General features: G+C 72.9%; 13 protein-coding genes. 2 read left to right on the top strand and 11 right to left on the bottom strand.

The window, feature by feature from the left end; all coding sequences use genetic code 11:
• Positions 1-34: 34 nt before the first annotated feature.
• Positions 35-685 (bottom strand): ScbR family autoregulator-binding transcription factor, encoded by a 651-nt coding sequence (locus ACFZBX_RS26210; protein WP_391536229.1) that lies wholly within the window; start codon positions 683-685, stop codon positions 35-37.
• A 364-nt stretch (positions 686-1049) separates the two neighbouring features.
• Between ACFZBX_RS26210 and ACFZBX_RS26205 the strand changes: the two genes are divergently transcribed.
• Entirely contained in the window at positions 1050-2108 is a 1059-nt protein-coding gene (locus tag ACFZBX_RS26205) for a ScbA/BarX family gamma-butyrolactone biosynthesis protein (protein ID WP_391536228.1), read from the top strand.
• A 5-nt stretch (positions 2109-2113) separates the two neighbouring features.
• Here ACFZBX_RS26205 and ACFZBX_RS26200 read toward each other — a convergent pair whose 3' ends face one another.
• From ACFZBX_RS26200 to hemL, 7 genes are all read right to left on the bottom strand, one after another.
• The gene (locus ACFZBX_RS26200) at positions 2114-2518 is read right to left on the bottom strand and encodes a hypothetical protein (protein WP_391536227.1); all 405 of its coding nucleotides are present in this window, start codon (positions 2516-2518) and stop codon (positions 2114-2116) included.
• A gap of 126 nt (positions 2519-2644) precedes the next feature.
• Positions 2645-3778 (bottom strand): c-type cytochrome biogenesis protein CcsB, encoded by a 1134-nt coding sequence (gene ccsB / locus ACFZBX_RS26195; RefSeq protein WP_391536226.1) that lies wholly within the window; start codon positions 3776-3778, stop codon positions 2645-2647.
• Positions 3779-3781: 3 nt separating this feature from the next.
• Positions 3782-5527 (bottom strand): cytochrome c biogenesis protein ResB, encoded by a 1746-nt coding sequence (locus tag ACFZBX_RS26190; protein ID WP_391536225.1) that lies wholly within the window; start codon positions 5525-5527, stop codon positions 3782-3784.
• A 3-nt stretch (positions 5528-5530) separates the two neighbouring features.
• The gene (locus tag ACFZBX_RS26185; RefSeq protein ID WP_391536224.1) at positions 5531-6304 is read right to left on the bottom strand and encodes a cytochrome c biogenesis CcdA family protein; all 774 of its coding nucleotides are present in this window, start codon (positions 6302-6304) and stop codon (positions 5531-5533) included.
• Positions 6301-6906, bottom strand: coding sequence for a TlpA family protein disulfide reductase (locus ACFZBX_RS26180; RefSeq protein WP_391536223.1), 606 nt, complete (start codon positions 6904-6906; stop codon positions 6301-6303). Before ACFZBX_RS26180 ends, ACFZBX_RS26185 begins: the two co-directional genes overlap by 4 nt.
• Before the next feature lie 240 nt (positions 6907-7146).
• A complete protein-coding gene (locus tag ACFZBX_RS26175) occupies positions 7147-7794 on the bottom strand; it encodes a histidine phosphatase family protein (protein WP_391536252.1) in 648 nt (215 codons plus the stop codon).
• A gap of 47 nt (positions 7795-7841) precedes the next feature.
• Positions 7842-9170 (bottom strand): glutamate-1-semialdehyde 2,1-aminomutase, encoded by a 1329-nt coding sequence (hemL, locus tag ACFZBX_RS26170; RefSeq protein WP_391536222.1) that lies wholly within the window; start codon positions 9168-9170, stop codon positions 7842-7844.
• 321 nt (positions 9171-9491) lie between these two features.
• Between hemL and ACFZBX_RS26165 the strand changes: the two genes are divergently transcribed.
• Positions 9492-10124 (top strand): hypothetical protein, encoded by a 633-nt coding sequence (locus ACFZBX_RS26165; protein ID WP_380759331.1) that lies wholly within the window; start codon positions 9492-9494, stop codon positions 10122-10124.
• 79 nt (positions 10125-10203) lie between these two features.
• Here ACFZBX_RS26165 and ACFZBX_RS26160 read toward each other — a convergent pair whose 3' ends face one another.
• The 3 genes from ACFZBX_RS26160 to ACFZBX_RS26150 form a co-directional block, all read right to left on the bottom strand.
• The gene (locus ACFZBX_RS26160; RefSeq protein ID WP_391536221.1) at positions 10204-11979 is read right to left on the bottom strand and encodes an LCP family protein; all 1776 of its coding nucleotides are present in this window, start codon (positions 11977-11979) and stop codon (positions 10204-10206) included.
• Between the two features lie 146 nt (positions 11980-12125).
• Positions 12126-12626, bottom strand: a complete 501-nt coding sequence (locus ACFZBX_RS26155) for a MarR family winged helix-turn-helix transcriptional regulator (protein ID WP_391536220.1) — start codon at positions 12624-12626, stop codon at positions 12126-12128.
• A gap of 35 nt (positions 12627-12661) precedes the next feature.
• A complete protein-coding gene (locus ACFZBX_RS26150) occupies positions 12662-13969 on the bottom strand; it encodes a hypothetical protein (protein WP_391536219.1) in 1308 nt (435 codons plus the stop codon).
• Positions 13970-13995: the final 26 nt, after the last annotated feature.

Raw genomic sequence — 13995 nt, 5'->3', positions numbered from 1 at the left:
CAGGCGGGCGTTCGAAGACGGGCCCTAGATCGCCCTAGATCCGGTAGTCCGTCAGGCGGTCGGCCGGGACGAGGGACGGCAGGGCGGCCGACCAGAGGCCGCTGATCGCGGCGGGGGCGAGCCGGCCGGTGGACTCGGCGGCGAACAGGACCAGGCCGGCCGCCAGGGTGGTGAGCAGTCCCGCCGTCTGGGCGCGGTCCAGCCCGGGGCGCAGGTCCCCGGCGGCCGAGGCCCGGTCGAGCAGGACGTGGAAGACGGCGGTGAGGCTCCGCCAGGCGTCCGCCGAGGGCTCCGGCGGTGAGCCGGCCGGTGCCACCACCGCACCGGAGCCGCAGCCCGCCGGCCGGCCGCCGAGGCCGAGCAGCACGCCGGCCCGGACCACCACGTCCTCCCGCAGCAGCCGGGCCAGTTCATGGGTGAGGTCGACGAGTTCCTGGACGGCCGGCCCGCCGCCGCGCAGCGCGCGCAGCACCGCCAGGCCGATGGTGTCGGCGGCCTCGGTGCGGACCCCGTCCGCCAGCGCCTGCTTGGAGACGAAGTGGAAGTAGAGCGCGCCCTTGCTGACGCCCGCCCGGCGGCTGATGTCGACCAGGCTGGCCGACTCGAAGCCCGCGTCCGCGAAGGTGTCCGCCGCGGCGAGCAGCACGGCCTGCCTGGTTCGCCCCGCCCGTTCCTGCTTAGCCACTCGGCCCCTCCGGCCCCGGCCGCGGCGGGCTGCGGCCCGCCCGGTTGCTGTCACGGCGCCGCCGTCGGTTCCGCGGTGCCCCGTCTGCGGACCGTCGGTGGCGCGCCGCGACCGCCCGAAACCGCATGGTTGGTATCTAATCTAGCCCCTGTCCGGCCCCCGCCGTCCAGGGGGGAACTGCCCGCCGCTCACCGGCCGGAGCGGGCCGGCCGGACGTTGCCGCAGGCCGGAGCGCGGGTACCGTGGACACAGCGGGTGCGCACCGGCGTCGCCCCCGCAGGGGGAGCAGAAACCGGGTGGCCTGTATGTTTTGACAGGGCCGCCCACACGGCCGGCCGACCGACACCCGGGAGTGGGGCCCGTCATGCCAGTGTTCACCGCGATGGACGGCGACGCCCCGTATCCCCACCCCGGCCCCGTTCACGCGGGTCCGGGCCGCTACGACTTCCACGAACGGACCGTCTCGCGCACCCTGGTGCGCCGCTCCTCGGTCGCCGAGGTGCTGATCACCGGCTGGCAGGCCACCGGTCCGTACGACTTCCTGCTCGGCGCCCAGTGGCCGCGGCTGCACGGCTTCTACCGGCTGCCCGGCGACCGTCACCACGACCCGGTGCTGATGGCCGAAACGGTCCGTCAGGCCGCCCTGCTGGTCGGCCACGCCGGATTCGGCGTCCCGCACGACCACCACGCGGTGCTCGACGAGCTCGGCTACACCCTCGGCCCGGCCGGCCTGGAAGGTCTCGCGGTCACCGCCGCCCCCACCGAGCTGATGCTCCGGATCACCTGCCACGACGTCCGGATGCGGCACGGCCGGCTGGCCGCGCTACGGGTGCACGCCGAGGTCGAGCGCGACGGCCACCCGGTCGCCCGCGGCTTCGGCGGGCTGCGGATCCTCTCCCCCGCCGCCTACGACCGGCTGCGCGGCCCGGGCCCGGCCACCGCCCCGCCACGGCTCCCGGGCCAGGCGATCGCCCCGGAACTGGTGGGCCGCCAGCAGGCCGCCGACGTCGTGCTCGGCCCCGCGCTGCTGCCCGGCAGCTGGCTGCTGCACGCGGACGCCCGCCACCCGGTGCTGTTCGACCCGATGGACCCGGCGCCCGGCCACCTGCCCGGGATGCTCGTCCTGGAGGCCGCCCGGCAGGCCGCCCAGCGGCTGCACCACCCGGACCGGGTGGTGCCGCTGGAGCTGCTCACGTCGTTCCACGACCCGATCGCGCCGGACCGCCCCTGTGTGGTGCGGGCCGTCCGGGAGGGCGGGCAGGAGACAAGCGGCGGCAGCGGACGCCGGACGCCGCTGCGGGTCCTGCTGGTGCAGGAGGGCCGGACGGTGGCCGAGGCCCGGCTGCTCACCGGACCGGCCGACGGCGGGCCGGCCCAGGCCGCGCCCGTCCCGGCCCGCCGCGGCCTGCCGCTCGCCAGCTGAACCCGTCAGGCGGCCACCAGCGCGGACGGCCGTCCGGCGTGCATCACGGAGAGGTTCTCCGCCAGCCGCCCCGGATCCTGGGCCAGCCACAGCCGCAGCGCGGCGCCCAGCATCGCGCTGGCCGAGCCGATCCGCACCTGTGTCAGCTGGGCGATCCGGGCCGCTCCCGGCACCAGCAGGTCGGCCAGCGGCGTCGGCAGCCAGACGGTCAGCGCGCACGGCGCGGGGGCCGCGAGGGCGCCCAGCAGCCGGTAGGCGTCGGCCGGCGAGCTCAGCGTGGGGATGATGTCCAGCAGTCCGTCGGCCACCACCTCGGACACGTCACTGCGGTGTCCCTGGGCGAGCCGGCGGAGCAGCAGTTGCTCGGCGGCGGTGATTCGGACGGTCAGCATGACCTCGTCGCACTCCATCGCGCGATTTCCTCCTCAGTTCCTCCCCGTGCCGGACCGGGCGGGCCGGCACGAACTACCCCTGTCGCACCTCGGCCCGGCTTCCTCCTTCGGAGTGCCGGGCCGGTGGGTGGTTTCCGGTCCCGGTCAAATCCCCGCGTAGGAGTGCTTGCCGGTGACGAAGATGTTCACGCCGTAGTAGTTGAACAGCCAGCAGGCGAAGGCGGCGAGCGCCAGGTAGGCGGCCTTGCGGCCCTTCCAGCCGGCGGTGGCGCGGGCGTGCAGGTAGCACGCGTAGGCGACCCAGGTGATGAACGACCAGGTCTCCTTCGGGTCCCACTCCCAGTACTTGCCCCAGGCGGCCTCGGCCCAGATCGCGCCCGCGATGATGGTGAACGTCCACAGCGGGAAGACCAGGGCGTTGATCCGGTAGGACAGCTTGTCCAGGGTCGACGCGGCGGGCAGCCGGCGCCAGATCGACGCCGAGGTGCCGAGCGGGCCCCTGGTCAGGCCGGCCGCCATCCGCTTGTCGAAGGAGTCCTTGCCCAGGTACAGCAGCGTCGTGACGAACGCCGCGTAGAAGGCGCCGCCGCAGACGATCGCGGTGGAGACGTGGATCGCCAGCCAGTACGAGTGCAGCGCCGGGACGAGCTGCTCGGACTCGGTGTAGAGCACCTCGGTCGCGATGCCGAGGGTGAGCACCACCGCCAGGGTGACCGGCAGGCCGAGCCAGCGGACCGGCTTCTTCGCGATCAGCAGGCCGACGAAGGCCACCGCCATGGCGAGCGCGAAGGCGCAGGAGAACTCGTACATGTTGCCCCACGGCCAGCGGGAGACCGAGAGGCCGCGGGTGATGACGCCGCCGATGTGCAGCAGCAGGCCGAGGATGGTGAGCGAGACCGCGATCCGGCCGGCCAGGTCGGCCTTCTCGCTGGTGCCGGCCGCGCCGGGGCCGTCGACCTCGTCGTCGCCGCGCCCGCTGGTCACCACCGTGGCGCCCTCGCCGGCCAGCGCGGTGCGGGTCAGCGTGGTGGTGCCGCCGCCCGCGGAGGCGACGGTGACGGTGACCTTCTTGGCGCCCTTGGCCTTGGCGTCGGCGTCCGCGACGGTCTCGGCCAGGCCGGCCTGTTCGATGGAGCGGACGGCGACGGCGCCCTTGGCACCGAAGGTCCACTCGAACATGTAGGCGAACATGGCGATCAGATAGACCGCCATCGCCGAATAGATCAGCTTGTTGGACAGGTCGGCCAGCTGCGGGTCGACCGACGAGGCGAGGTGCACCGTCTACTCCTTGGAGTTCTGGTCGGCGGGGACTGCGGATTCTTCGGATTCCGGGGCCTCGTCGGCCCCGGTGGCGCCGCCCTCGGCGGGCTCGTCGTCGAGCGCCGGGGCGTCGTCCTGGAGGTCCACCGCGAGCGCGGCCAGCTCCTCGGCGATCTTCGCCGACTCGCTGCGGCCCAGCCCGGCCAGCTCGACCAGCGTCCCGCCGTCCGGCAGGGCCACCGCCCGCACCCAGATCCGGCGGCGCTGGATGAACAGCGAGCCGATCAGGCCGGCGATCGCCGCCACCGCGCCGACCAGGGCGATGCCGTTGCCCGGACGGTGCGAGACGTTGAAGCTCGCCCACTGCTTGTAGCCCTCGAAGGTGACCGAGCCGTAGCCGTCCGGAAGCTTCCAGGCCTGGCCCGGCTCCAGCTTGGCCCTGGCCGGCTCGCCGTCCCGCTGGAGCTGGGTCAGGTTCTTGGTGTTGAGCTGGTAGATGTTCTGCGGCAGGCCGGAGTCGGTGCCCAGGTCGCCCGCGTAGGCGTTGAGCACCAGCACGGGGGCGGCGTCACCGGGGAACAGCGAGCGCGGGCCGGTGTTCTGGTCGAACGCCGTCGGGGCGGTCGGCAGGAAGAAGCCGGAGAGGCCCAGCTGGGTCTTCTTCCCGTCCTTCTCGCCGTAGTCGGAGACCTTGATGACGCCGGTGGAGGTCAGGTTGCCGTCCTGCGGCAGGAACGGGGTGGCGCCGGTGTAGACGACCTCGTCCGCGGCGTTGCGGACCGTGATCACCGGGGCGTAGCCGTGGCCGATCAGGAAGAACTTGCTGCCGCCGATCTCCAGCGGGTGGTTGACCTCGATCTTGCCCTGCTTGAGCTTCGCCGGGTCGCTGCCCTCGTAGTACTCGACCCCGGCGGTGAACTCCCGCGCGCTGCCGATCTGGGAGCCGTTGGTCTGGAACTTCGAGCGGAAGTCGTTCAGCTTCACGTAGAACGGGTCGAGGTCGTCGCTGCCGTAGAAGCGGGTCCCGGTGAAGTCGTCCAGCTGCGTGATGGTGTTGGAGTAGCCCTCGCCCTCGACCAGCAGCTTGCCGCCGGTGCCGCTGGCCAGGCTCGCCCAGGCGAAGCCGCCGAGCAGCGCGAACAGCGACAGGTGGAAGACCAGGTTGCCGACCTCGCGCAGGTAGCCCTTCTCGGCCGCCACCGCGCCGCCGTCCAGGTGCGCCCGGAACCGCCGCCCGCGCAGCAGCCGGTGGGCGGCCGTGCCGACGGCCGCGGCGTCCGCGTCGGTCCGCCAGGCCGCGTACACCGGCATCCGGGTCAGGTTGCGCGGCGCCGCCGGCGGCCGGGAGCGCAGCACCCCGACGAACTGCCAGGTGCGCGGCACGATGCAGCCGGCCAGCGAGACGAACAGCAGGATGTAGATCGCCGAGAACCAGACCGAGCTGTAGACGTCGAACAGCTGGAGCTTCTCGTAGATCGGCGCGACCGTGGTGTGCTGCGCCTTCCAGGTCTCGACCTTGAACTGGTTCTGGCCGTTCTGCGGGATCAGCGAGCCGGGGATGGCCGCCAGCGAGAGCAGGAACAGCAGGATCAGCGCGACCCGCATCGAGGTCAGCTGGCGCCACATCCAGCGCAGCCAGCCGAGCACGCCGATGCCGGTCGGGCCGTCGGACTCGGCCGGGGCGGTGGTGAGCCGCTCGGCCGCGTCGTCGTCCGCGCCCTGCGGGGCGGCCGCGTGCCGCTCGCGATCGGTCGTGGAGTTGGTCACGGGTCAGATTCCGATCTGGAAGTCGGCGAACTGGTTCTGCAGGTCACTCACCATGGAGTCCCAGACCCCGGTGACCAGCAGCAGACCGACCACGACGAGCATGCCGCCGCCGATCCGCATGACGAGCGGATAGTGCCGCTTGACCCAGCCGAAGGCGCCCAGCGCCCGGCGGAAGGCCACCGCGGCCACGACGAACGGTACGCCGAGGCCCATGCAGTAGAAGAACATCAGCAGCGCACCGCGCTGGGCGTCGGCCTGGTTGAGCGCGAGGTTGGTGACGGTCGCCAGGGTCGGGCCCATGCACGGCGTCCAGCCCACCCCGAAGACCACGCCGAGCAGCGGCGCGCCGAGCAGGCCGATCACCGGGCGGCGGTGGGTGCGCACCTCGCGCATGCTCAGACCGGGCACCACGCCCATGAACGCCAGGCCCATCACGATCGTGAGCGCCCCGAGCACCTTGCTGATGACCGCCTGGTGCTCCTTGAGCGTGTCCCCGAACTGGCCGAACAGCGCGCCGCTGGAGACGAACACGGCGGTGAAGCCGAGGATGAACAGCGCCGCGCCGGCCAGCATCCGGCCGCGCCGGGCCCCGCGCGCGTCCGCGAGGTCGGCGGCGGAGAAGCCGGTCACGTAGGAGAGGTAGCCGGGGACGAGCGGCAGCACGCACGGCGAGAAGAACGACACCAGTCCCGCCGCCAGCGCGATCGGCGCCGCCACCAGCAGCGCCCCGCTCTGGATGGTCCCGATGTTGTCGGCGAGCTGGAGCGCCGCGCTCACCGCTGCTGCTCCGCCAGCACCGGCTGGAGCATCGACTCCAGGGCGTCGTCGGTCTGGCCGCCGACGGCGCGGGCGGCCAGCCTGCCGTCCCGGTCGACCACCAGGGTGGTCGGGATCGACTGCGGGTTGAGGCTGCCCTTGGGGAACTTGAGCAGCTCCGCGCCGGCCGGGTCGTAGATGCTGGGGAAGGTGACGCCCTTCTCCTGCTCGAAGCGGACGGCGTTCTTGATCTCGGTGTCCCGGGTGTTGATCCCGAGGAACTGCACGCCCTGGTCCTTGTACTTCTCCCAGACCCGCTGGAGGTCGTCGGCCTCCGAGCGGCACGGGCTGCACCAGGAGCCCCAGACGTTCAGCACGACGACCTTGCCCCGGTAGTCGGAGAGCTTGGCCGGGGTGCCCTCCAGGGTGTTGCCGCCGATGTCCGGCGCGTCCTGGCGCTTTCCGGCGGCGGCGGTCGAGATGTTGCTGCCCTTCACGGTGACGAACCCGATCTGTCCGTCGCCACTGGCCGAGGAGCCGGAGGAGCTGCAACCGGTGAGGACCAGCGCGGCAGCGGCGGCGGTGACCGCGGCGGCGGCGAGACGGGGACGGGGGCGCGTCATGCCAGACATGTGAAAAGTTTCGCATGGAGTCGCGGGCGGGCCCCGGGGGGTCCGGCCTTGTCTGCCGGACCCCCTCTGACCTGCGACGGGACCACCTGAGCCGGTGTCGCGGGAGTGTGACGCAGCTCTTACTCACACGGCTCTTACACCGGATCGGGAACCATTGGCACCGTTCCGCACGTCCGGGTCTCCTCGGCGTACCCGGATTCCGGGCGGCCCGCGGCCGCTCCCGGCCGGCTGTCAGGCGCCGAAGCTCTTGCCCACCGGCTTGCTCTTGCCGCCCTTGCCGACCAGGTGGGCCGGCAGCAGGTCACGGGCCGGCTCGCGGTAGCCGACCGAGACGATCCGGTCCCCCTCGTAGGTGAAGCTGGTCAGCGAGGCCAGCGAGCACTGCCGGTTGCGCGGGTCGTGCCAGAGCCGGCGGCGCTCCACGAAGGAGCGGACGATCCAGATCGGCAGCTGGTGGCTGACGCAGACCGCCTCGTGCCCGCGCGCCGCGTCCCTGGCCGCGGCCAGCGCGCCCATCATCCGCACCGCCTGCTCCAGGTACGGCTCGCCCCAGGAGGGCTTGAACGGGTTGGTCAGGTACTTCCAGTAGGACGGGTTGCGCAGCGAGCCGTCGCCGACCCCGAAGGTCTTGCCCTCGAAGACGTTCTCCGCCTCGATCAGCCGCCCGTCCGCCGCGACGTCCAGTCCGTGCGACTTGGCGATCGGCGCGGCGGTCTCCTGCGCCCGCTCCAGCGGGGACGCCACCACATGGGTGATGTCCCGCCCGGCCAGGTCCTCGGCGACCCGCTCGGCCATCTCGCGGCCGAGCTCGGACAGCCGGTAGCCCGGCAGGCGCCCGTACAGGACGCCCTCCGGGTTGTGCACCTCGCCGTGCCGCATCAGGTGGACGACGGTGATGTCCTTGGCGCTCACTTCTCGGTACCCCTTCAGGCGGTGGCTTCGGCGGCGGCCCGGGCGGCGGCGGGCAGGGCGGCGGCGATCCGCTCCAGCGCCCGCTCGTCGTGCGCGGCGGACACGAACCAGGACTCGAAGGCGGACGGCGGCAGGTAGACGCCCTCGGCGAGCATCGCGTGGAAGAACGCGGTGAAGCGGAACGCCTCCTGGGTCTTCGCCTCGGCGTAGTTCGTCACGGCGTCCTCGGTGAAGAACACCGAGAACATGTTCCCGGCGGTCTGCAGCCGGTGCGCCACGCCCTCCTTGGCGAGCGCCGCGGAGACCAGGCCGGAGACCTCGCCGGCGACCCGGTCGACGGTCGCGTAGACCTCGTCGGTGCAGCCGCGCAGCTGGGCCAGGCCGGCCGCGGTGGCGATCGGGTTCCCGGACAGGGTGCCCGCCTGGTAGACCGGGCCGGCCGGGGCGAGGTGGGCCATCACGTCGGCACGGCCGCCGAAGGCCGCGGCCGGGAAGCCGCCGCCCATGACCTTGCCGAAGGTCAGCAGGTCGGGCGCCCAGCCCTCGTTCGCCGCCTCCAGGCCGTACCAGCCGGCCTTGGAGACGCGGAAGCCGGTCATCACCTCGTCGGAGATGAACAGCGCGCCGTTCTCCCGGCAGAGCCGGGCCAGGCCGCCGTTGAAGCCGGGCAGCGGCGGGACGACGCCCATGTTGCCGGGCGAGGCCTCGGTGATCACGCAGGCGATCTCGCCGGGGTGGGCCCGGAAGGCCTCCTCGACGGCGGCGAGGTCGTTGTAGGGCAGCACGATGGTGTCGCCGGCCTGAGCGCCGGTGACGCCGGGGGTGTCCGGTAGGCCGAACGTGGCGACTCCGGAACCGGCGGCGGCCAGCAGCGCGTCCACATGGCCGTGGTAGCAGCCGGCGAACTTGACGACCTTCGCGCGGCCGGTGAAGCCGCGGGCCAGCCGGATCGCCGACATGGTGGCCTCGGTGCCCGAGGAGACCAGGCGGACCTGCTCGACCGGGGCGACCCGGGCGACGATCTCCTCGGCCAGCTCGACCTCGCCCTGGCCCGGGGTGCCGAAGGAGGTGCCGCGGGCCACCGCGTCCCGCACGGCGTCGAGCACGGCCGGGTGCGCGTGGCCGAGGATCATCGGTCCCCACGAGCAGACCAGGTCGACGTACTCACGGCCGTCGGCGTCGGTCAGGTAGGGGCCGGTGCCGGACACCATGAAGCGCGGCGTACCGCCGACGGCGCGGAAGGCACGCACCGGCGAGTTGACCCCACCGGGGGTCACGACGGACGCGCGGTCGAAGAGCGACTGGGACTGGGGTGCTTCGTAGGGATAGCTCACGGGAGACATGGTCTCAAATCGTGTCCTTCACCTCTGCATGTCGGACCTCATCATCTGGAACGATGATCCTGGCGCCCGAATCTGTACGGTTATCCATACAACGGGGCCCCTGACTGCACCGGCTGCCCGGACCAGTCAGACTATGTACCCGGAGTGTCTCCGGAGTCCCCCCGGCCGCGAGGACGGGAGGGCGCTCCGGGTCGATGCAGGGGTGTGGAGAGGACTGCCGCGTACCGCGACTGGGTACGGCGGCGCATGACGGGTAAGGAGCACGTCCGGAGGGACACCGGACGTGCGGGGGTCTGTCGATTCCGGCGAATTCCGGTGAGGATGGTCCGAGTGTCCGAGGCGCAGGACGGCCACGACGAGGCCGCGGGTGGCCCCCGCCGGCCCGCCGGGGCCGCACGCGGGGGTAAGGGAGCGGGAACCGGGCGGAGCGGCCGGGGCGGCCGTGAGAGGCGGGGTGAGGGACGCGTGGGGGTGACGTACAAGTACTTCGGCGCACCCGACCGGGCGACCGCGGCCCGGGTCCCGACCGCGCTCGGGCCGGGCGGGCTCGGGCTGGACGCGGGCGAGCTCGGCTCGCTCGGCCGGCTCGGCGACCTGATGGAGACCAGTGGCTCCCCCAACGGCCACCTCTCCACCAAGATCAAACCGGAGACCATGAGCGCGATGGTCCTCACCGGCATCCAGGGCGTGCCGCTGCACCAGGTGCCGCCGCTGGAACTCGTCGTGCTGCATCCGGACTACGCCGTCGTCCAGCTGCCGCAGAACGTCGTCGAACCGCTGCGCAAGGCGGACGAGACCGAACTCGGCGCCGCCGCCTTCATCTGGTCCACCGTCCCCGACCGCCGGGGCCCGCGCGACGCCTTCGTGATCTACAGCATGCTGCACGAGTGGCAGGACTTCGCCAACCGCCTGCACGAGGCCGGCCACCAGCTGTACTGCCTGGTCTGGCCCTGATCCGAGGCGGGTGCGAGCGGGCCCCCGGCGGTGTGCCGGGGGCCCGCTCGCCGGCTTTCGCCGGCGGGGTGCCGGGCGGTCAGCCGCCGGAGCCGTAGGTCGTGTTGGCGCAGATGTCGTCGTCCGCCGAGCGGGCCTCGTCGGTGACCGAGGGGGGCAGCGGGGCGGGTGCCGCCGGGGCCGTCGGGGTGGTCGCTCCGGCCGCGGCGCCGGCACCGCCGTTGGCGTCGGCGTAGTCCTTGCCGAGGACGACGCTGATGCCGGCCGCCGAGGTGGGGGTCAGGGTGGCGCCGGGGAACAGCGCGGCGACCTTCTCGGCGTTGGCCTTCTGCCCGGCGCCGTACTCGATGGTGGTGGTGGCCTTGTTGGTGGACTTCGCCTGGTTGACGCCGGTGACGGTGAACTGCGCCGCCTTGAGCGCCTCGCCCGCCTTGGCGCCCAGGCCGTTGACGGTCGTTCCGTTGTAGACCGCGACCTTGACCGGCGCCGCCGGGGCGGTGTGCGCGGGCGGCGCGGTGGTGGTCGGCGGGGCCTCCGGGGTGGCCGGGGGCGCCGGGGTGGCGGGCGCGTCGGGCTGCTGGCCGGTGGCGTCCTTGCCGTCCAGGGTGCGGTCGGCGCGGATCGCCTCCCAGAGCCGGTCCACGTCCGGCTTCACCAGGTCGAGGTTGGCCTCGTTGTAACGCCACGGCGGGGTCACGAACTTGAGGTCGTGCAGGTCGATGTTCTTCAGCGACAGGGCGAAGGACATCAGCTTGTCGACGGTGTTGAGCCCCTCGTCGACGCGCAGCGACTTGGTGGCGGCGTCGGCCAGCGGCAGCAGGGTGGTGGGCTCCAGGCCCTTCTTCTTCACCGTACTGATCATCGAGCTCATGAAGGCCTGCTGACGCTTCATCCGGCCGATGTCGGAGCCGTCGCCGATGCCGTGCCGCAGCCGGACGTAGTCGAGCGCCGGCTGGCCCTCCACCTTCTGCGGGCCCTTCTTCAGGACCAGCGCGCCCTTGGAGGGCAGCTTCTCGTTGAGGTCCTTCTCGTAAATGTCCTTGGGCAGGCAGACCTCGACGCCGCCGACGGCCTTGGTCATCGCCGCGAAGCCCTGGAAGTCGACCACGATGGTGTGGTTGATGTAGACGCCGGTGAGCTTCTCCACGGTGTTCTGGGTGCAGGCGGGGTTGCCCTCCGCCGTGCCGCCCACCGTGAAGGCGGCGTTGAACAGGACGTCCTTGCCCTTTTGTTCCTTGGTCCACTTCCCGTTCGGGAGCTTGCACGGCGGAATGGTGACCAGGGTGTTGCGCGGGATCGAGACACCGATGGCGTTCTTGTGGTCGGCGTAGACGTGCAACAGGATCGTGGTGTCCGAGCGGGCGCCCTCGGTGTCGCCGCCGCCGAGGTCGGAGTTGCTGCCGCCGCGGCTGTCGGAGCCGATCAGCAGGATGTTCACCGGCTTGTTGCCGTTGGCGTCGGCCTGCGCCTCCGGCGGGCGGTCCTTGCTGAGCGCGTCCGAGTCGATGGTCTTGATGTTGCCGTTGAGCTTGAAGTAGATCGCGCCACCGGTACCGGCTATCAGCACCAGCGCGCCGACCGCCGTCCAGCCGACGATCTTCTTGACGCTGCGTTCGGGTTTCTTGCCGCGCCCGCCCGAGCGGCGGTGGCCCTGGCCGTTCGACCCGCCGTCACCGCCCTGCCCGCCGCGGCCCTTCGACTGCGCCGCCCGCCTGGCCTCGGCCCGGCCGCCCGGCCGGGGCGCCGGGACGGTGCCGCCCGATGCGCTGCCGCCCGATCCGGTGCCCGGTGAGCCGCTCCGGGAGCCGGTGGAACCCGCCGAGCCGGTCGAGCCCCCCGGACGCGGCTGGGCCACGTTGGGCTGACTCCTGTCTCGGCGACCCGACATCCCCGCACCTCTTCACGGCTGTGCCATCGAACGATCAGCGGCCAGGACGTCCCCCCTGGCGCCAGGTGGAGCATACAAGCCGACCGGAAACCGACTACCGCCGCGCCCGGGCCTCAGCCACGGGCGCGGCGCGCGCGGCGCACCGTCCGGTCGCCCCCGACCGGTTCGGCCAACGCCCCTCCCCCGCCCACCAGGCGGGTCAGCGCCGCGACGAGGACCGTGCGCTCGTCCCCCGGCAGCGAGTCCAGCACCTCCCGGTGCACCCGGTCGGCGATCGCGGTTCCCCGCTCGACGGCCCGCTCGCCCGCCTCGGTGACCCGCACGATCCGGGCCCGCCGGTCGGCCTCGGCCGGGCGGCGCTCGGCCAGCCCGGCCCGCTCCAGCTCGTCGACGGTCACCACCATGGTGGTCTTGTCGAGGTCGGCCAGCTCGGCCAGCCGGCTCTGGGTGCGCTCGGCCGCCAGCGCGTGGAAGAGCACGCAGTAGGCGCGCGGGGTGACGCCGAGCTCGGTGAACGCCGCCGCCATCCGGGTCGCCAGGACGTGGCTGGCGTGGTCGAGCAGACCGGAGAGGTCGCTGGTCTGACGCACGGGCGGCGTGCGGCTGGTCGTCATGCCGTCGAGGTTACGCGGCCCTCCGGGGGCCCCGGTCAGGGGATGCCGAGCTCGAAGAGCGCGTACCCCGCGTACCAGCCGGCCGCCGCCGCGGGCACCGCGACCAGGCCGCCCAGCGTCGCCGGCCGCAGCCTGCGCAGCGCCACCGCCAGGCCGATGAACAGCGGGAAGGCCGGCAGCAGGTAGCGCGAGATGTTGCCGTAGATCTGGTTGCTGCCCAGCGCCATGACGACCGTCAGCAGGGTGTAGAGCACCAGGACCAGCGGCGGCCGCAGCCGCAGCAGCAGCACCAGCAGCCCGGGCAGGGTGATCAGCAGGCCCACCGCGATGAGGTCCGGCGCCGGGTTGGACTGCCAGAACGACCAGTGCCCGGTGACCGTGTCCAGGGTGCTGCGGACGGTGGACGCGCCCCAGTCGAAGTAGCGGTTCCAGGCGCCGCGCTGGAGCTTGAAGTAGCCGGTCCAGTCGCCCATCCGGTAGCCGACCCAGGCGATGTAGCCGAACAGGCCCCACGGGGTGATCAGCATCGCGGTCAGCGGGCGGGCCACCCCGTCGGTGCGCCGCACCAGCGCCACCAGCGCGGAGATCGAGACGGCGGCGATCAGCGCGGCCGCGGTCGGCCGGTTGAGGCCGGCCACCAGGGCGAGCACCCCGGCGGTGAGCCAGTGGCGAGCCATCACGCAGTAGCAGGCCCAGGCCGACAGGGCGACGAACAGCGAGTCCGAGTAGACCGCCCACTCCACGCCCGAGCCCGGGAACAGGCCCCAGACCACCGCCGCGATCACACCGGCCCGGAAGCCGCCGAGCCGGTCGGCGACCGCGAAGATCCCGGCCGCGGCGACGAAGGAGGCGAGCACCGAGACGACGATGCCCGAGCCGTACGGGCCGAGCCCGGTGACCGCCCCGACCGCCCTCATCAGCCACGGGTAGAGCGGGAAGAACGCGGAGGAGTTCTCGTAGTAGGTGGCCAGCGGGTAGCCGTGCAGCGGGATCAGCTGCGGGTCGTAGCCGTTCTCGGCGATCCGCTGGTACCAGATGCCGTCCCAGGTGCCGAGCACGTCCCAAGGCTGGGCGCCGCCGCCGCGCCCGGGGTCCTTCCTCAGGAAGTCCTCGGTGTGCGAGAGCAGGAGGAGGAAGACGGCCAGGCCGGTCGCCTTGACCACCGCGTACGCGCCGAGCGCGGGCGCGTAGCGGTCGACCGCGGCGCCGAACCGGCCGGGGACGCGGGCCTCCGCCGCCTCCGGGCCCTCCGCCGCCGGTCGGTCCCGCCGCGGCGCGGCGGCGTCGGACGGGGGCACGCTCGCGCCACCGCCCGACGACCCGGTGCTCGATGCCACGCTCATCAGCTCTGGTACTCCCCGCCAACTCG

Origin of the sequence: Kitasatospora sp. NPDC008115 (assembly GCF_042957205.1) — a bacterium.
Lineage (GTDB): Bacteria > Actinomycetota > Actinomycetes > Streptomycetales > Streptomycetaceae > Kitasatospora.
The sequence above is the reverse complement of the archived record's forward strand: the minus strand, read 5'-3'. Positions and strand labels throughout refer to the sequence as shown.

Coding starts and splice junctions, on each gene's coding strand:
- ACFZBX_RS26200 (WP_391536227.1), bottom strand. CDS start 2,518: ATGGAGTGCGACGAGGTCATGCTGACCGTCCGAATCACCGCCGCCGAG.
- ACFZBX_RS26180 (WP_391536223.1), bottom strand. CDS start 6,906: ATGACGCGCCCCCGTCCCCGTCTCGCCGCCGCCGCGGTCACCGCCGCC.
- hemL (WP_391536222.1), bottom strand. CDS start 9,170: ATGTCTCCCGTGAGCTATCCCTACGAAGCACCCCAGTCCCAGTCGCTC.
- ACFZBX_RS26155 (WP_391536220.1), bottom strand. CDS start 12,626: ATGACGACCAGCCGCACGCCGCCCGTGCGTCAGACCAGCGACCTCTCC.
- ACFZBX_RS26175 (WP_391536252.1), bottom strand. CDS start 7,794: ATGCGGCACGGCGAGGTGCACAACCCGGAGGGCGTCCTGTACGGGCGC.
- ACFZBX_RS26205 (WP_391536228.1), top strand. CDS start 1,050: ATGCCAGTGTTCACCGCGATGGACGGCGACGCCCCGTATCCCCACCCC.
- ACFZBX_RS26150 (WP_391536219.1), bottom strand. CDS start 13,969: ATGAGCGTGGCATCGAGCACCGGGTCGTCGGGCGGTGGCGCGAGCGTG.
- ACFZBX_RS26165 (WP_380759331.1), top strand. CDS start 9,492: ATGGTCCGAGTGTCCGAGGCGCAGGACGGCCACGACGAGGCCGCGGGT.